This is a genomic window from Georgenia sunbinii (assembly GCF_036421875.1).
Taxonomy (GTDB): domain Bacteria; phylum Actinomycetota; class Actinomycetes; order Actinomycetales; family Actinomycetaceae; genus Georgenia_B; species Georgenia_B sunbinii.
Genome location: NZ_JAZGOL010000001.1, coordinates 191751 through 209401 on the forward strand (window position 1 = coordinate 191751; position 17651 = coordinate 209401).

General features: G+C 71.3%; 14 protein-coding genes. 12 read left to right on the forward strand and 2 right to left on the reverse strand.

Annotated elements, in window-relative coordinates; translation table 11 throughout:
* Positions 1–7: 7 nt before the first annotated feature.
* Positions 8–259 (forward strand): hypothetical protein, encoded by a 252-nt coding sequence (locus V2J52_RS00920; protein ID WP_331225786.1) that lies wholly within the window; start codon positions 8–10, stop codon positions 257–259.
* Here the strand turns inward: V2J52_RS00920 and V2J52_RS00925 are convergent.
* A complete protein-coding gene (locus tag V2J52_RS00925) occupies positions 214–1008 on the reverse strand; it encodes a class I SAM-dependent methyltransferase (protein ID WP_331225787.1) in 795 nt (264 codons plus the stop codon). The genes V2J52_RS00920 and V2J52_RS00925 overlap by 46 nt on opposite strands.
* 132 nt (positions 1009–1140) lie before the next feature.
* Between V2J52_RS00925 and V2J52_RS00930 the strand changes: the two genes are divergently transcribed.
* The 8 genes from V2J52_RS00930 to V2J52_RS00965 all read left to right on the forward strand — a co-directional run bounded on the left by V2J52_RS00930 (position 1141) and on the right by V2J52_RS00965 (position 10917).
* Positions 1141–2166: a 6-phosphofructokinase gene (locus V2J52_RS00930; RefSeq protein WP_331225788.1), complete on the forward strand. Its 1026-nt coding sequence runs from the start codon at positions 1141–1143 to the stop codon at positions 2164–2166.
* A 56-nt stretch (positions 2167–2222) separates the two neighbouring features.
* Positions 2223–3641 carry an outer membrane protein assembly factor BamB family protein gene (locus V2J52_RS00935; RefSeq protein WP_331225789.1) on the forward strand — a complete coding sequence of 473 codons (1419 nt, stop codon included), beginning with the start codon at positions 2223–2225 and terminating at the stop codon, positions 3639–3641.
* Between the two features lie 184 nt (positions 3642–3825).
* Entirely contained in the window at positions 3826–5331 is a 1506-nt protein-coding gene (rpsA, locus tag V2J52_RS00940) for a 30S ribosomal protein S1 (protein ID WP_331225790.1), read from the forward strand.
* 108 nt (positions 5332–5439) lie between these two features.
* The gene (locus V2J52_RS00945) at positions 5440–6276 is read left to right on the forward strand and encodes a siderophore-interacting protein (protein ID WP_331225791.1); all 837 of its coding nucleotides are present in this window, start codon (positions 5440–5442) and stop codon (positions 6274–6276) included.
* Positions 6273–6911: a pyroglutamyl-peptidase I gene (locus tag V2J52_RS00950; protein ID WP_331225792.1), complete on the forward strand. Its 639-nt coding sequence runs from the start codon at positions 6273–6275 to the stop codon at positions 6909–6911. Before V2J52_RS00945 ends, V2J52_RS00950 begins: the two co-directional genes overlap by 4 nt.
* A 10-nt stretch (positions 6912–6921) precedes the next feature.
* On the forward strand, positions 6922–7539 hold the full coding sequence (gene coaE / locus V2J52_RS00955) for a dephospho-CoA kinase (protein WP_331225793.1): 618 nt from the start codon (positions 6922–6924) through the stop codon (positions 7537–7539).
* A gap of 43 nt (positions 7540–7582) precedes the next feature.
* Entirely contained in the window at positions 7583–9676 is a 2094-nt protein-coding gene (uvrB, locus tag V2J52_RS00960) for an excinuclease ABC subunit UvrB (protein WP_331225794.1), read from the forward strand.
* A gap of 227 nt (positions 9677–9903) precedes the next feature.
* A complete protein-coding gene (locus tag V2J52_RS00965) occupies positions 9904–10917 on the forward strand; it encodes a TerC family protein (RefSeq protein ID WP_331225795.1) in 1014 nt (337 codons plus the stop codon).
* Between the two features lie 12 nt (positions 10918–10929).
* On the opposite strand, the gene V2J52_RS00970 is transcribed toward V2J52_RS00965, so the two are convergent.
* A complete protein-coding gene (locus tag V2J52_RS00970; protein WP_331225796.1) occupies positions 10930–11586 on the reverse strand; it encodes an MBL fold metallo-hydrolase in 657 nt (218 codons plus the stop codon).
* A 223-nt stretch (positions 11587–11809) separates the two neighbouring features.
* Between V2J52_RS00970 and uvrA the strand changes: the two genes are divergently transcribed.
* The 3 genes from uvrA to uvrC all read left to right on the forward strand — a co-directional run bounded on the left by uvrA (position 11810) and on the right by uvrC (position 17649).
* Positions 11810–14701, forward strand: a complete 2892-nt coding sequence (gene uvrA / locus V2J52_RS00975) for an excinuclease ABC subunit UvrA (RefSeq protein ID WP_331225797.1) — start codon at positions 11810–11812, stop codon at positions 14699–14701.
* Positions 14702–14959: 258 nt separating this feature from the next.
* Positions 14960–15451 (forward strand): OsmC family protein, encoded by a 492-nt coding sequence (locus V2J52_RS00980; RefSeq protein WP_331225798.1) that lies wholly within the window; start codon positions 14960–14962, stop codon positions 15449–15451.
* Positions 15452–15456: 5 nt separating this feature from the next.
* Positions 15457–17649 (forward strand): excinuclease ABC subunit UvrC, encoded by a 2193-nt coding sequence (gene uvrC, locus V2J52_RS00985; protein WP_331225799.1) that lies wholly within the window; start codon positions 15457–15459, stop codon positions 17647–17649.
* Positions 17650–17651: the final 2 nt, after the last annotated feature.

Consider the following 17651-nt stretch of genomic DNA (forward strand, 5'->3'; position numbering starts at 1 on the left):
CGCTCCGGTGGAGCTGCGGACAATCCCGCTGTCGGCAAGAAGTCTGCTGTGGGGGACAAGTCTGCTGTGGGTGACAAGTCTGCTGTGGGTGACAATCCCGCTGTCGGGGACAAGTCTGCTGTGGGGGACAAGTCTGCTGTGGGTGACAATCCCGCTGTGGGCGACAAGTCTGCTGTGGGTGACAATCCCGCTGTCGGCGGTGGGGTGGGGTGGTCAGGTGGGGAGGTGGGCGCGGATGATGGCGGTGCCGGGGAGGTAGCGGCCGCGGACCGGGCCCCAGCCGCCCCAGGTCTGCTCGTTGCCCTCGGACCACTCCGGCTCGACGACCTCGTCGATGACCAGCCCGGCGGCGGTCACCTCGCGCACGTGGTCGCCGAAGGTGCGGTGGTACTCCGCGTACACCGGGGTGCCGCCGTCGTCGCTCTCGACGTAGGGGCGGCGGTCGAAGTACGAGCGGGTGATGGTCATGCCGTGCTCCGTCGGGTCGTCCGGGAACGCCCACCGCACCGGATGGACGACGGCGAACACCCACCGGCCGCCGGGGCGCAGCACCCGGGCGACCTCGGCGTGCACCCGGTCGGCGTCCGGCACGAACGCGATCGCGCCGAACGACGTGAACGCCACGTCCACCGAGGCAGCCGGCAACGGCAGCGCGCGGGCGTCGGCCACCACCGCGGGCACCCGTGAGCCGGTCCGCCGGTCGAGCTCGGCCGACCGCGCCACCATGCCCTCGGCGATGTCCGTGGCGAGGACGCGCGCGCCACGGCGGCTGAGCCAGCGCGAGCACTGGCCCGCGCCCGCGCCGACCTCGAGCACCCGTAGCCCGGCGACGTCACCGAGCAGCCCGGCGTCGGCCTCCCGCAGGCCCTCGGGGCACCAGCGGAAGTCGGCGTCGCCGAGGAAGTCGCCGTGCTCCTCGATGTACTCGGCGGCGTTGTCGTGCCACCACTCGCGGTTGGCGCGCGCCGCCGCGGCGCCGTCGACGTCGGAGAACCCCACCTGTGCCATCCCCCCATCCTGCCCGGTGCGGCGCCATCCCGCGGACCCGGTCCGCAGGTCCCAGGGCGCCGGCGATAGGCTGGGCAGCGCGCGGCCTCACCGGCGGCGACACCCCACTTCGACGACACCCTGGAGACAGCTGTGCGGATCGGTCTGCTCACCGGCGGCGGGGACTGCCCCGGCCTCAACGCGGCCATCCGCGCCGTCGTCAAGCACGGCATCGGGGAGTACGGCGACACCATCACCGGCTTCCGCAACGGTTGGAAGGGCGTCGCCGAGGGCGACGTCATGGCGCTCACCCGCGACGACATCCGCGGCGTGCTCGACTCCGGCGGCACCCTGCTGGGCACCGCCCGCTTCCACCCGCACCGCAGCGAGCACGGACTCGACGCGGTGCGCGACACCCTCGAGGCGGAGCGGATCGACGCCCTCATCTGCATCGGCGGCGACGGCACCCTCCACGCCGCGAGCAAGGTTGCCGAGACCGGGGTCTCGATCATCGCCATCCCCAAGACCATCGACAACGACGTCGCGGGCACCGACCGCTCGATCGGCTACGACACCGCGGTCCACATCGCGACCGAGGCCATCGACCGGATCCACACCACCGCGGAGAGCCACAACCGGGTGATGGTCATCGAGCTCATGGGACGCGACGCAGGCTGGATCGCGGTCAACGCCGGCATCGCCGGCGGGGCGGAGATCGTCCTCACCCCGGAGGACCCGTTCGACATAGACAAGGTGGTCCGGTACCTCAAGCACCGTCACCGGTCCCACGCCAGCTTCTCGATCGTTGTCGTGGCCGAGGGCGCGATGCCGGTCGACGGCGGCTCGATGGCCTGGGAGCAGCAGGTCGGCCAGTACGGCGAGATCGTCGGCGGCGCGATCAGCGAGCGGGTGGCCCGCGAGATCGAGTCCCGCACCGGGTTCGACACCCGGGTGACGGTGCTCGGTCACGTCCAGCGCGGCGGCACCCCGCTGCCCTCGGACCGGATCCTCGGCTCCCGGTTCGGCGTGGCGGCCGTCGACGCCATCCACGCCGGGCAGACTGACGTCATGACAGCCCTCATCGGCGAGACGGTCAGGCTCGTCCCCCTCCGGGAGGTCGCCGGCAAGCCCAACCCGGTACCGGCGGACCTCATCCGGGTCGCCAACGCGCTGGCATAGCCGGCGGCACGTCCATGGCACGCCGACGCGGGTCCACCTCCCGGCAGACTGCTGCCGTGGCGCTCGCTCTCGCGATGCTCGTCGCGTCCTGCGCCGGCCCCGACGGGTCGGACGCTGCCCCGCCGTCGCACGCGGGCCAGTCCGGCGGGACGCCACCCGTGGCCGAGACGACGACGCCGACCGAGACGGTCGCCCAGCAGCGGGGCCCGGACGCCCGAGGCGTCATCGCGCCGCATCCGACCGCACCGCAGGTCGACTGGATGCTGGCGGCGACCGACCTCGACCTGGCGGTCGATCAGGTCACCTTCCACGACCCGCGCTACCCCCCGATGCTCGACGGCTGGCCGATGGTGGGCATGATCGCGGTGGGCGAGGTGTGGGTGGTCGGCGCCGCGGACGTCGCCAGCGACCGGCGCTGGCTCGTCGCGCTCGATCCCACCTCCGGGGAGCAGGTCGCCACCATGGGCGTCACCCGCGGCGACGGCCCGCCGTCGTCGTGCACCGGCGCGCTGGCCGGAGGTGCCGTCGCCTGCCTGTACGGCGACACCCTCGAGGTCCTCGACCCGGCCGCCGGCAGCGCCACCGGCCGGGTGGTGCTGGCCGCGCCTGCCCACAGCGTCCACGTCGTCGACGGCGACGTCCTCGTGCTCGGCGTCGCGGACGACGGCACCGCCGTCGAGCTCACCCGGGTCACCCCGGCGGGGGAGCAGGTGTGGTCGGTGGCCGCCCCGCTCGACGCCGAGGAGTCGCTGGCGATGACCGGCAACTACGTGCCCGTCGTGCAGGAGGCGCCGGGACTGGTGCTCGTGGGCGTCGGGGCCCTGCAGCTGGCCGTCGACGCGGCCACCGGTGCGATCGCCTGGCAGGGCATCGCCGACGTCCTCGCCGTCGGCCCGGACGGCGGTCTCGTCGCCAGCGCCGTGGGTGACCAGGCCTGGGGGACGCCGTCGCGGCTCGAGCGGCTCGACGCGACCGCCACCGTCAGCCTCGGCACCGACGAGCTCGGCTGGCGCCCCGCCGCCGCGAACTCCGGGCTCGTGCCCGGACCGATCGTCACCGACGACGGGGACGGCGTCGTCGGGGTACGGCCCGACGGCGGCCACGCCTGGCGCCTCGAGGCCGACCCCGACGAGCTGCGCTTGCCGATGGTGCGTGCCGACGGCGTCGTCGTGCTGCAGGACACCGCGGGCGTGATGACCGCGATCGAGCCGGAGAACGGCGACATCCGGTGGCGCAACGACGCCGGGTCCAGCGGCTGGACCACCCGGGGATGGGACGCGCTCTCCGACGGGGAACGGATGGTGGTCAGGTCCCCGGAGGGAATCATCGCCGTCGACCTCACCGACGGCTCGCTGGTGTGGGAGGTTCGTGTGCCGGGCGGCGACGGCCAGGTGTGGGAGCTGGTTGACCTCGGCCGCGGGGTGGTCGCGGCCGGCGAGCGGACCCTTCGCGCCTACCTCGGTACGGCTGGCTGAACCCGACGAAAGGCGTGTTGTCCTCGCCGGTCGGCAGCAGGTAGGATCACCTGCGGTGACGTATGCTCACGGCTCGTGACGGCTTCTCGGGAACGGCTTGTTCCCGCCGAGTGGACCCGGTCCGCGGTGCTGCGACATCATCCCTGACCTTACTACCCCTGTCCACATCGGAGTCCGTAACTCAATGACCATTACTACGCCCACCCCGTCGAGCCCCCCGCAGGTCGCGATCAACGACATCGGTTCGGCAGAGGATCTCCTCGCCGCGATCGACGCGACCATCAAGTACTTCAACGACGGGGACATCGTCGAGGGCACTGTCGTCAAGGTCGACCGGGACGAGGTCCTCCTCGACATCGGTTACAAGACCGAGGGCGTCATCCTGTCGCGGGAGCTGTCCATCAAGCACGACGTCGACCCGGACGAGGTCGTGTCCGTCGGCGACCATATCGAGGCCCTCGTTCTCCAGAAGGAGGACAAGGAAGGCCGTCTCCTGCTGTCGAAGAAGCGCGCGCAGTACGAGCGCGCCTGGGGCACCATCGAGAAGATCAAGGAAGAGGACGGCGTCGTCACCGGCACCGTCATCGAGGTCGTCAAGGGCGGCCTCATCCTCGACGTCGGCCTGCGCGGCTTCCTGCCCGCCTCGCTCGTGGAGATGCGCCGCGTGCGCGACCTGCAGCCCTACGTGGGCAAGGAGCTCGAGGCGAAGATCATCGAGCTCGACAAGAACCGCAACAACGTGGTGCTGTCGCGTCGCGCGTGGCTCGAGCAGACCCAGTCCGAGGTCCGCTCCACCTTCCTGCAGACGCTGCAGAAGGGCCAGGTGCGCCCCGGTGTCGTCTCCTCGATCGTCAACTTCGGTGCGTTCGTGGACCTCGGCGGCGTCGACGGTCTCGTCCACGTCTCGGAGCTGTCCTGGAAGCACATCGACCACCCGAACGAGATCGTCGAGGTCGGCCAGGAGGTCACCGTCGAGGTTCTCGACGTCGACATGGAGCGCGAGCGCGTGTCGCTGTCGCTCAAGGCGACGCAGGAGGACCCGTGGCAGGCCTTCGCCCGCACCCACGCCATCGGGCAGGTCGTGCCGGGTAAGGTCACCAAGCTGGTTCCGTTCGGTGCGTTCGTGCGCGTCGAGGACGGCATCGAGGGTCTCGTGCACATCTCCGAGCTGGCGGTGCGCCACGTCGAGGTGCCCGAGCAGGTCGCCAAGGTCGGTGACGAGGTCTTCGTCAAGGTCATCGACATCGACCTCGAGCGTCGTCGGATCTCGCTGTCCCTCAAGCAGGCCAACGAGGGCGTCGACCCCGCGAGCGACGACTTCGACCCGTCGCTGTACGGCATGGCCACCGAGTACGACGACCAGGGGAACTACAAGTACCCCGAGGGCTTCGACCCGGAGACCAACGAGTGGCTCGAGGGCTTCGAGACCCAGCGCGAGGCATGGGAGGCGCAGTACGCCAAGGCCCAGGCTCGCTGGGAGGCCCACAAGAAGCAGGTCGCGGCGGCTCAGGAGGCCGACCTCGACATCGGCAACGAGTCCGTCGGCGCGTCCGGCGGCGGCAGCAGCAGCGGCGGCGGTGGCGGTGGCGGTGGCGCGGCCACCTACACCTCGGCCCCGGTCGAGGTCGCAGGCACGCTGGCCTCGGACGAGGCGCTCGCCGCGCTTCGCGAGAAGCTGACGGGCAACTGACCCAGCAGCAGTAGGCAGACGACGGCCCGTCACCCGCACCACGCGGGTGGCGGGCCGTCGTGATGCACGGCACGTCAGCGGCGGCCGAGCGCGGGTTAGGCTCGATTGATGACTGCCTCTGCTTCCTATGTCCGGCGCGAGCGGGTTCGTCACCAGCTCGGAGTGCGCACGATGACTGTCACCGAGGTGCGTGACCTCGGGCCACAGATGCGCCGCATCTCCTTCACCGGTCCGATGGACGACTTCGTCAGCGAGGGCCCCGGGGACCACCTGAAGGCGTTCTTCCCGGACCCTGGCACCGGGGTCCTCAACGCCCCGCGCATCGTCGACGGCACCCTCGAGCGGCCGGCCGGGCCGGTCATCAGCCGCGACTACACCCCGCTCGTGCGAGAGGACGGCGTCCTCGAGCTCGACTTCGTCATCCACGGCGACGACGGTCCCGCGAGCCGGTGGGCCAGCAGCGCCGCCGCCGGCGACACGCTCGTGCTCGCCGGGCCTCGTGGCTCCCACCTCGTGCCCACCGAGGTCGACCGGTACGTCATCGGTGGTGACGAGACCGCGCTGCCCGCGATCTCCCGCTGGCTGCGGGCGCTGGCGCCCGACGTCCCGGTCACCGTGCTCATCGAGGTCAACGACGCCGCCGACGAGTCCTACCCGCTGGCCCTCGAAGGGGCCGGCCGCACCGTGCAGTGGTTGCACCGGGCGACCGCCGCTCCCGGCTCCACCACGCTGCTCGACGAGGCGGTCCGCGCGCTCGACGCGCAGGACGGCACGGTGTTCTGGTGGTTCGGCGGCGAGTCCGCCTCGCTCATCCCGGTGCGCCGCTACCTGCGCCGCGAGCTCGGCCTGGACAAGACCGCGGTGGACATCAGCGGCTACTGGAAGCGTGGCGCCGCCGAGCACGACCACCACGCGCCGGTCGACCCGGGGGACCCGGACGAGTGACCCGCATCCTCCTCACCGGCTTCGGGCCCTTCGGTCACCACCTGACCAACCCGTCGCAGGAGGCTGTCGAGCTGGTCGCCGAGCAGTGGTCGCCACCCGACGGCACCGCGCTCGTCACCGCGACGCTGCCGGTCTCGTTCGCCCGGGCGACGGCGCTGGTCGGTGAGCTCATCGTGACGCACCGGCCCGACGTCGTCGTCAGCGTCGGGCTCGCCGCTGGCCGCCATGCGATCAGCCTGGAGCGGGTCGGCGTCAACCTCGTCGACGCCCGCATCCCCGACGTCGACGGCGCGCAGCCGGTCGCTGTTCCCGTGGTGCCCGGCGGTCCGCCCGCGGTGCTCACCACGCTGCCGGTCAAGGCCGGCGTGGCGGCGCTGCGCGACGCCGGGCTGCCGGCCGAGCTGTCCCTGTCCGCGGGCAGCTACGTCTGCAACGCGGTGATGTACGCCGCCGGGGTGGCGGCGGCGGACGGGGGCGACGGCGTCCGCGCCGGCTTCGTCCACGTCCCGGCCGCCAACGACCTTCCGGTGGCGGACGTCGCACGGGGGCTGGGGATCGTGCTCGACACCATCCTGGCGACCACGACCGACCTCGCGGTGCCCGGCGGGCGGGAGGACTGGCGCCGGCCCCGCTAGGCTCGGCGGTGTGCTGAGCATCGGGCTGACCGGCGGGATCGGGTCGGGCAAGTCGACGGTCGCGCGCGAGCTCGAGAGGCTCGGTGCCGTCGTCGTCGACGCGGACGCCATCGCCCGCGAGGTCGTCGCACCGGGGACACCGGGGCTGGCCGCCGTCGTCGCGGCGTTCGGGGCGAAGGTGATAGACGCCGACGGCGCGCTCGACCGGCCCGCGCTGGGGGCCGTCGTCTTCGCCGACCCGGACGCCCGCAGCCGGCTCGAGGAGATCACCCACCCGCTCATCGCCGCGGAGGCGTCGCGCCGGCAGGCCGTGGTCCCGCCCGGCGGCGTCGTCGTGCACGACGTGCCGCTCATCGTCGAGAAGAACCTGGCCTCGCGCTACGACCTCGTCGTCGTCGTCGGGGCGGACGACGAGACGCGGGTCCGCCGGCTCGTCGACGACCGGGGGATGAGCGAGGACGACGCCCGCGCCCGGCTCGCGGCGCAGGCCAGCGACCGTGAGCGGCGGGAGGTCGCCGACGTCTGGCTCGATAACTCCGGCACCCGGGAGGAGCTGCTCGCGCGGGTGCACGCGCTGTGGCCGCAGCTGGAGAGCCGGGCGGGCGCCGACGGCCGCGACCGCGGCTGACGGCACGGCGCGCGGTGTCGTACCCACGACGTACCGTTGACCCATGCGTCCTGTCACCGACCTGCAGCGGACCGTCGCGCCGTTCGAGGTCATCTCGGAGTACACCCCCTCCGGCGACCAGCCCACCGCCATCGCCGACCTCGCCGAGCGCCTCAAGGCGGGGGAGAAGGACATCGTGCTGCTCGGGGCCACCGGCACCGGCAAGTCCGCCACGACGGCGTGGCTCGTCGAGCAGGTGCAGCGGCCCACGCTGGTGATGGCGCCGAACAAGACGCTCGCCGCGCAGCTTGCCACCGAGTTCCGTGAGCTGCTGCCGAACAACGCCGTCGAGTACTTCGTCTCGTACTACGACTACTACCAGCCCGAGGCGTACATCCCCAACACCGACACCTTCATCGAGAAGGACTCGTCCATCAACGACGAGGTCGAGCGGCTGCGGCACTCGGCGACCAACAACCTGCTGACCCGGCGCGACACCATCGTCGTCGCCTCGGTGTCGTGCATCTACGGCCTGGGCACGCCGCAGGAGTACGTCGACCGGATGGTGCAGCTCGCCGTCGGCGACCAGATCGACCGCGATGAGCTGCTGCGCCAGTTCGTGACGATGCAGTACACCCGCAACGACCTCGCCTTCACCCGCGGCACCTTCCGGGTGCGCGGCGACACCATCGAGATCATCCCGGTGTACGAGGAGCTGGCGATCCGGATCGAGATGTTCGGCGACGAGATCGAGGCGCTGCACACGCTGCACCCGCTCACCGGCGAAATCATCCGCACCGAGCCCGCCATCCACCTGTTCCCCGCCACGCACTACGTCGCCGGCCCGGACCGGATGAAGCGGGCGATCGGCACCATCGAGGCCGAGCTCGCCGAGCAGCTCGAGCGGTTCGAGGCGCAGGGCAAGCTGCTCGAGGCGCAGCGGCTACGGATGCGCACCACGTACGACGTCGAGATGATGCGGCAGATCGGCAGCTGCTCGGGGATTGAGAACTACTCGCGGCACATCGACGGCCGTGGTCCCGGCACCGCCCCGCACACGCTGCTCGACTACTTCCCCGAGGACTTCCTGCTCGTGATCGACGAGTCGCACGTGACCGTGCCGCAGATCGGCGCGATGTACGAGGGCGACATGTCCCGCAAGCGGACCCTCGTCGACCACGGCTTCCGGCTGCCCAGCGCGATGGACAACCGGCCGCTGCGGTGGGAGGAGTTCCTCGAGCGGATCGGGCAGACCGTCTACCTCTCGGCCACCCCGGGCCCGTACGAGCTGTCGCAGTCCGACGGCGTCGTCGAGCAGATCATCCGGCCCACCGGGCTGGTCGACCCGCAGGTGATCGTCAAGCCCACCGAGGGGCAGATCGACGACCTGCTCGGCGAGATCCGCGCGCGCACCGCACGCAACGAGCGGGTGCTGGTGACCACGCTGACCAAGAAGATGTCCGAGGACCTCACTGACTATCTCCTCGAGCGCGGCGTCAAGGTGCAGTACCTGCACTCCGAGGTCGACACGCTGCGGCGGGTGGAGCTGCTCCGGGAGCTGCGGATGGGCGTCGTCGACGTCCTCGTGGGGATCAACCTGCTGCGCGAGGGGCTCGACCTGCCCGAGGTGTCGCTGGTGGCGATCCTCGACGCCGACAAGCAAGGTTTCCTGCGCTCGGGCACCGCGCTCATCCAGACCATCGGGCGCGCCGCGCGGAACGTCGCAGGTGAGGTCCACATGTACGGCGACGTCATCACCGCCGCGATGGAGAAGGCGATCGACGAGACCAACCGGCGCCGCGACAAGCAGGTCGCCTACAACCTCGAGCACGACATCGACCCCACCCCGCTGCGCAAACGGATCGGCGACATCACCGACATGCTCGCCCGGGAGGACGTCGACACCGCCGAGCTGCTCGAGGGCGGCTACCGTGGCGCCGGCGGCGGCGCCAGCGCGCGTGACAAGCAGGTGACCGGCTCGGCGCTGCGCAGTCGGCTCGGCACCGCCGCCGCGACCGACCTCGCCGACCTCATCCAGCAGCTGAGCGACCAGATGCACGGTGCCGCCGAGGAGCTGCAGTTCGAGCTGGCGGGCCGGCTGCGCGACGAGATCTCCGACCTCAAGAAGGAGCTGCGCCAGATGAACGCGGCGCAGTAGGGGATCAAGGGGGCGGCGCGGGTGGCAAAGGCCACGGCACCAGAGGCTGGCGACGTGGGCGATATGTCGTAGGGTGATGCCCGCGGAGGGGAGTATTCCCCAACGGTGGTGTCGTCATCACAGCAGGTCAGTACCTGCTCGGTGCCACCGGCGCACAGCATCGCGAACCAGCGGGTGCTCGGCGCGGAAGAGACCTCCGGTACCAATTCCTACGTACCGGAGGCACAGTGGACGTCCACGCGCTCGGTTGGATCCTGCTCATCGGGATCATCGTCGTGATGATCACCGTCGACATCGTCGGCCACGTGCGCACCCCGCACGCGCCGAGCATGAGGGAAGCGGCCTGGTGGTCGATCGCCTACGTCGCGATGGCGCTGGTGTTCGGCGTCATCGTGTGGCTGGTGTGGGGCCCGACCTTCGGCGGTGAGTACTTCGCCGGGTACGTCACCGAGAAGTCGTTGTCGGTCGACAACCTGTTCGTGTTCGTCATCATCATCGCGGCGTTCCGGGTGCCCAGGAACTACCAGCAGGAGGTCCTGCTCGCCGGGATCATCATCGCGATCGTGCTCCGCGGCGTGTTCATCGCGCTGGGCGCGGCGGCGATCGAGAACTTCTCCTGGGTCTTCTACATCTTCGGCGCGTTCCTCGTCTACACCGCCATCTCCCAGGCCCGGCAGGGCTTGGAGACCGGCGAGCAGGACGAGGAGTACCACGAGAACGGCTTCGTCCGGCTGGTGCGCCGCTTCTTCCCGGTGACCGACGACTACGTCGGCGGCAAGCTCGTCGCGAAGCAGAGCGGCAAGTGGATGATCACGCCGATGCTGCTGGCGATCGTCGCCATCGGCAGCGCGGACATCATCTTCGCGGTCGACTCCATCCCGGCGATCTTCGGCCTCACCCAGGAGACGTACCTCGTCTTCGCGGCCAACGCGTTCTCGCTGCTCGGTCTGCGTCAGCTGTACTTCCTCATCGACGGCCTGCTGGAGAAGCTGGTCTACCTCCACTACGGGCTGGCCGCCATCCTCGGCTTCATCGGACTCAAGCTCGTCATCCACGCGCTGCACCAGAACGAGGTCGGCTTCATCAACGGCGGCGAGCCGGCGCTGCTGGGGATCCCCGAGCCGGGGATCGTCGCCTCGCTGGTGTGGATCATCGGGGTGCTCGTCATCACGATCGTGGCGAGCATCGCGAAGAACAAGAAGGACGCCCGCGAGGCCGACGAGAGCGCCGGCCGCGGCTGACCGGCGGCCGGGCTACCAGCCCCGGGCGCGCCACTCGGCCAGCTGACTGCGCTCGTCACCGAGCGTGGTCGGCTTGCCGTGCCCCGGCCACACCACGGTGTCGTCGGGGTAGCAGGCGAACAGCCGCTCCTCGACGTCGTCGATCAGCGAGGCGAAGGCCGCGGCGTCGGGGGTCTTGCCGACGCCGCCGGGGAACAGCGAGTCCCCGGTGAACAGGTGCACCCGTCCCGGCCGGGCGGAGTCCGGGGCCTCGGTGAGGGCCAGCGCCACCGAGCCGAGGGTGTGCCCGCGCAGGGCGATGACATCGAGCACCGTCGCGCCGTGGGCATCCACCGGCAGGCGGTCGCCGTGCACCAACCGCTCCGCGACGGGTACTGGCAGCGCCGCCGCATCCTCGGCGCCGGCCGCCGTCCGCGCACCGGTGGCAGCGACCACCTCCGCGAGGGCTCGGTGGTGGTCCCAGTGCTGGTGGGTGGTGACGACCGTGCGCAACGGCCCGGCACCGGCCTCGGCGACCAGGGCGAGCAGCCGGGGCGCGTCGTCGGCGGCATCGATGAGCAGCTGGTCGCCTGCGGCGGCGGTGAGGAAGTAGGCGTTGTTGTCCATCTCCGAGACGGCGACCCGGCGAAGGGTCACCGCACCGAGGTGCAGGGTCTGGTCGGCGGTCATCACGCTCTCCTCGACAAGTCAGGGACTGGTGGCAGGACCTCGGGGGCGGTGGCTGGTCGGTACACGGCCGCTCTGGGAGGGAGGGTCTGCAGCGGGGGCGTCACGCGACGGCGCCNCCACGAGGTCTACCTGCACCGTACCGGCCCGGGAGAGCAGCCTGTGACTGCGGACACGCTGAGTCGAACAGATGTACAGCGCCGGCGGTCGGCCGTATCATCTTGGGGTGAGTGATCAGCTTCTGGTACGCGGCGCGCGTGAGCACAACCTCCGCAACGTCGACCTCGATCTCCCGCGGGACTCCCTCATCGTGTTCACCGGCTTGTCCGGCTCGGGGAAGTCCTCGCTGGCGTTCGACACCATCTTCGCCGAGGGGCAGCGGCGCTACGTCGAGTCGTTGTCCTCCTACGCCCGGCAGTTCCTCGGCCAGATGGACAAGCCCGACGTCGACTTCATCGAGGGCCTGAGCCCCGCGGTCTCCATCGACCAGAAGTCGACCAGCCGCAACCCGCGGTCGACGGTCGGCACCATCACCGAGGTCTACGACTACCTGCGGCTGCTCTACGCCCGCGCCGGCACCCAGTACTGCCCGGTGTGCGGCGAGAAGGTCATCGCCCAGACGCCGCAGCAGATCGTCGATCAGCTGCGCGAGCTGCCCGAGGGTACCCGCTTCCAGCTGCTCGCCCCGGTCGTCCGTGGCCGCAAGGGCGAGTACTCCGAGATGTTCCGCGAGCTGCAGGCCACCGGGTTCTCCCGGGCGCGCGTCGACGGCCAGGTCGTCTCGCTGGCCGAGCCGCCGGAGCTGGAGAAGAAGCTCAAGCACACCATCGAGGTCGTCGTCGACCGCCTGGTCGCGCGCGACACGATGCGCCAGCGGCTCACCGACTCCGTCGAGACCGCGTTGCGGCTCGCCGACGGTCTGGTCATCGCCGAGTTCGTCGACCTTCCCGAGGACGCCCCCGACCGGGAGCGCCGGTTCTCCGAGCACCGCGCCTGCCCCAACGAGCACCCGCTGCACCTCGAGGAGATCGAGCCGCGCACGTTCTCCTTCAACGCCCCGTACGGCGCCTGCCCGGAGTGCTCGGGGATCGGCACCAAGCTCGAGGTCGACCCCGAGCTCGTCGTCCCCGACGACGAGCTGTCCCTCGCGGACGGCGCCGTCCAGCCGTGGGCGAAGGCCTCCTCGGAGTACTTCCTGCGACTGCTTCGCGCGCTCGGCGAGGACCTCGAGTTCTCGGTCGACGTGCCGTGGCGGGCGTTGCCCAAGCGTGCCCGGGAGGCCATCCTTCACGGCAAGGACCACGAGGTCCACGTGCGCTACCGCAACCGTTGGGGTCGCGAGCGGGCGTACTCCACCGGCTTCGAGGGTGCGATCACGTTCATCCAGCGCAAGCACGAGGAGACCGAGTCCGATCAGTCCCGGGAGCGGTACGAGGGCTACATGCGCGAGGTCGCCTGCTCGGTGTGCCACGGCGCCCGTCTCAAGCCCGAGGTGCTTGCGGTCAAGATCGGCGACCTCTCGATCGCCGAGCTGTGCGCGCTGCCGATCGACGAGGCCAAGCCGTTCCTCGACGCGCTCGTGCTCGGCACCCGGGAGACCGCAATCGCCGGCCAGGTACTCAAGGAGATCAACGCCCGGCTCGGCTTCCTCGTCGACGTCGGCCTCACCTACCTCACGCTGTCCCGCTCCGCCGGCAGCCTGTCCGGCGGCGAGGCGCAGCGGATCCGGCTGGCCACCCAGATCGGTTCCGGCCTGGTCGGCGTGCTGTACGTGCTGGACGAGCCGAGCATCGGCCTGCACCAGCGCGACAACCGCCGACTGATCGAGACCCTCACCCGGCTGCGGGACCTCGGCAACACGCTCATCGTCGTCGAGCACGACGAAGACACCATCCGGTCCGCGGACTGGATCGTCGACATCGGCCCGGGGGCGGGGGAGCTGGGCGGGGTGATCGTCCACTCCGGCGATCTCGAGGGACTGCTCGCCAACGCCGGCTCCGCGACCGGTGCCTACCTCGCCGGCACCCGGCAGATCCCGATGCCCGCCACTCGCCGCGTCATCGACAAGGACAAGATGGTGCGCGTCGTCGGCGCACGGGAGAACAACCTCGACGGCGTCTCGGTGGACTTCCCGCTCGGCTGCTTCGTAGCGGTCACCGGGGTGTCCGGCTCCGGCAAGTCCACGCTGGTCAACTCCATCCTCTACAACGTCATGGCGAACGAGCTCAACGGCGCCCGCCGGGTGCCCGGCCGCCACCGCCGGGTCACCGGGCTCGACCACCTCGACAAGGTCGTCCACGTCGACCAGAGCCCCATCGGGCGCACCCCGCGCTCCAACCCCGCCACCTACACCGGGGTGTGGGACCACGTCCGCAGCCTGTTCGCCGAGACGCAGGAGGCCAAGGTCCGCGGCTACACCGCGGGCCGGTTCTCCTTCAACGTCAAGGGCGGGCGCTGCGAGTCGTGCAAGGGCGACGGCACGCTGAAGATCGAGATGAACTTCCTGCCCGACGTCTACGTGCCGTGCGAGGTGTGCCACGGTGCGCGGTACAACCGCGAGACCCTCGAGGTCCACTTCAAGGGCAAGTCGGTCGCCGAGGTGCTCGACATGCCGATCGCCGAGGCCGCCGACTTCTTCGCCGCCACGCCACGGATCGCCCGCTACCTGCGCACGCTCGTCGACGTCGGCCTCGGCTACGTGCGCCTCGGGCAGTCCGCACCCACCCTCTCCGGTGGCGAGGCGCAGCGCGTCAAGCTCGCCTCGGAGCTGCAGCGCCGCTCCAGCGGGCGCTCCGCGTACGTCCTCGACGAGCCGACCACCGGCCTGCACTTCGAGGACATCCGCAAGCTCCTCAAGGTGCTCCAGGGACTGGTGAACAAGGGCAACACCGTGATCGTCATCGAGCACAACCTTGACGTGATCAAGAACGCCGACTGGATCATCGACATGGGCCCCGAGGGTGGTTCGGGCGGCGGCACGGTCGTGGCCGAGGGCACCCCGGAGCGGGTCGCGAAGGTCGCCGCGTCGCACACCGGGCGGTTCCTTGCCGAGGTGCTCGAGCGGCCCGAGGTGGCCGACGAGGTCCTCGAGCTCGAGCTCGACGCCGTCAGTAGCTGACGACGACGACGGCGGGCCGGCCCCGTCGTCGTCGTCCGCCCGGCGCGCGCGCGCCGGGCGGACGACGACGACGGGGCTGGCCCGTTGTCGTTGTCGTCAGCTACTGACGGCGTCGAGCTCGAGCTCGACGCCGTCAGTAGCTGACGACGACGACGGCGGGCCGGCCCCGTCGTCGTCGTCCGCCCGGCGCGAGCGCGCCGCGCCCCTTCGCCACGCCGAGGCCGCCCGGGGTGTGGCGCGGATCACTAGGGTGGGGTCATGGGACCGCTGAACACGTACACCGTGACCGTCGACTGGACCGGGGCCGACGCGACCGGCACCGCCAGCTACACCTCCTACTCGCGTGACCACGAGGTCCGTGTCGAGGGCAAGCCGGTGCTGCTGGCGACCTCCGACCGACGGGTCGCCGCCGATGTCTCGCGGTACCGGGCCGAGGAGCTGTTCATCGGCTCCGTCTCGCAGGCGCAGATGCTGTGGTTCCTGCGCAGCGCCGCCCGGGAGGGCATCGTCGTCGTCGGCTACACGGACGTCGCAACCGCCACCGAGCGCGTCGAGGCCGGTGGCGCCGGCCCGTTCTCCGACGTCGTGCTCCGCCCACGGGTGACCTACGCCCACCCCACCGGCGAAGAGACGGCCGCCCGGCTGCACCGTGACGCGGCCGCCGCCAACCACATCGCCCGCACCCTCAACTGCCAGGTGCGGGTCCAGCCGTTCGCGCCGGTGACCGCCGAGGCGGTCGACGTAGGCTGAGAGGCATGGCCGACCCCACCACCTACCGCCCCAGGCCGGGGGAGATCCCGACGTCCCCGGGGGTCTACCGGTTCCGCGACGCCCACGGCCGGGTCATCTACGTCGGCAAAGCGAAGAACCTGCGTTCCCGGCTGTCGAGCTACTTCCAGGACGTCGCCGGCTTGCACCCGCGCACCCGCCAGATGGTCACGACCGCGGCGTCGGTCGAGTGGACGGTGGTGGAGACCGAGGTCGCCTCGCTCGCGCTGGAGTACTCCTGGATCAAGGAGTACGACCCACGGTTCAACGTCAAGTATCGCGATGACAAGTCCTACCCGTACCTCGCCGTCACATTGTCGGAGGAGGTGCCGCGCGCGACGGTGATGCGTGGTGCCAAGCGCAAGGGCAACCGGTACTTCGGGCCCTACGGCCACGCCTGGGCGATCCGCGAGACGGTCGACCTCATGCTGCGGGTGTTCCCGGTGCGCACCTGCTCCGCGGGGGTCTACCGGCGGGCCGAGCGCTCGGGGCGGCCCTGCCTCCTGGGGTACATCGACAAGTGCTCCGCGCCGTGCGTCGGCCGGATCTCGGTCGAGGACCACCGTGACCTCGCGCAGGACTTCTGCACCTTCATGGCCGGCAACACCCGACCGTTCGTCAAGCGGCTGCAGGCCGAGATGCGGGCCGCTGCGGCGGAGCTGGACTTCGAGCGGGCGGCGCGGCTGCGCGACGACCTCGGCGCCCTCGAGCGGGTGGTGGAGAAGAACGAGGTGGTGCTCGCCGACGGCACCGACGCGGACGTGTTCGCGATGGCCGCCGACGAGCTCGAGGCCTCCGTGCAGGTCTTCCACGTCCGCGACGGCCGGGTCCGGGGCCAGCGCGGCTGGGTGGTGGAGAAGGTCGAGGACATCACCGACGCCGAGCTCGTCGAGCGGCTCCTCCAGCAGGTCTACGGTGACGTCGCGGTCACTGGCGAGGACGCGCCCGCCAGCAGCGACGGTGACCAGGTCCGGGCGAGCGCAGTGCCGCGGGAGGTGCTCGTCCCGGTGCTGCCGGCCGACCTGCCGCAGCTCGACGAGTGGCTGCGGCAGCTGCGGGGGAGCGCGGTCTCGATCCGGGTGCCGCAGCGCGGCGACAAGCGGGCGCTGGCCCAGACCGTGCACCGCAACGCGGAGCACGCGCTCATGCTCCACAAGTCCCGGCGGGCCGGCGACCTCACCACCCGGTCGCAGGCGCTGGCCGACCTCACCGAGTCGCTCGCCCTCGACGACGCGCCGCTGCGCATCGAGTGCTACGACATCTCCCACACGCAGGGCACCCACCAGGTGGGCTCGATGGTGGTCTTCGAGGACGGCCTGCCGCGCAAGAGCGAGTACCGCAAGTTCATCGTGCGGGGCGCCGACGGCAGCGGTGCCCGTGACGACACCGAGGCCATCGCGGAGGTGCTGCGCCGCCGGTTCAAGCACTACCGCGCCGCCCGCGAGCAGCAGCCGGGCGGGCAGCAGCCGGGCGGGCAGCCGGCCGCGTCCGGCGGGCAGGTCGCCGCACCCGGTGGACCGGCGGCCGCGCCGCAGCCGGCGGCCGGCGAGTACGACGACGACGGCGTGCCCATCGCCGCCGGGCCGGTCGACCCGGACACCGGCCGGCCGAACAGGTTCGCGTACCCGCCCAACCTCGTCGTCGTCGACGGCGGGCAGCCGCAGGTGGCGGCGGCGCAACGGGTGTTCGACGAGCTCGGCGTCGAGGACGTCGCGCTCATCGGCCTCGCCAAGCGGCTCGAGGAGATCTGGCTGCCGGACGACGAGTTCCCGCTGGTGCTGCCCCGCACCAGCCCCGGGCTCTACATGCTGCAGCGGCTGCGCGACGAGGCCCACCGGTTCGCGATCGCCGCGCACCGAGGCCGGCGCAGCAAGGCGATGACCCGCTCGGTGCTCGACGACATCCCGGGCCTCGGCCCCACCCGGGCGGCCTCGCTGCTCAAGCACTTCGGCTCGGTCGCCGCGATGCGGCAGGCCACGGTCGAGGACGTCGCCTCGGTCAAGGGGGTCGGACCGCGTACCGCGCAAGCCGTCGTCGATGCGCTGCGCGGGCCGACCGCCGCCACTGCCCCGGACGCAGCCACCGCGACCACCGCCCCGGACGCGGCCACCGCGCCGACGGCGGAGGACGCGACGGCGGCGCCACCGCCTGCGCCGGCACCTGGCATCCTGGGGACATGATG

Excerpts from the sequence above, each read along its gene's own strand:
- V2J52_RS00970 (WP_331225796.1), bottom strand. The coding sequence starts at position 11,586 with ATGACCGCCGACCAGACCCTGCACCTCGGTGCGGTGACCCTTCGCCGG.
- uvrC (WP_331225799.1), top strand. The coding sequence starts at position 15,457 with ATGGCCGACCCCACCACCTACCGCCCCAGGCCGGGGGAGATCCCGACG.
- rpsA (WP_331225790.1), top strand. The coding sequence starts at position 3,826 with ATGACCATTACTACGCCCACCCCGTCGAGCCCCCCGCAGGTCGCGATC.
- V2J52_RS00925 (WP_331225787.1), bottom strand. The coding sequence starts at position 1,008 with ATGGCACAGGTGGGGTTCTCCGACGTCGACGGCGCCGCGGCGGCGCGC.
- V2J52_RS00980 (WP_331225798.1), top strand. The coding sequence starts at position 14,960 with ATGGGACCGCTGAACACGTACACCGTGACCGTCGACTGGACCGGGGCC.
- uvrB (WP_331225794.1), top strand. The coding sequence starts at position 7,583 with ATGCGTCCTGTCACCGACCTGCAGCGGACCGTCGCGCCGTTCGAGGTC.
- V2J52_RS00945 (WP_331225791.1), top strand. The coding sequence starts at position 5,440 with ATGACTGCCTCTGCTTCCTATGTCCGGCGCGAGCGGGTTCGTCACCAG.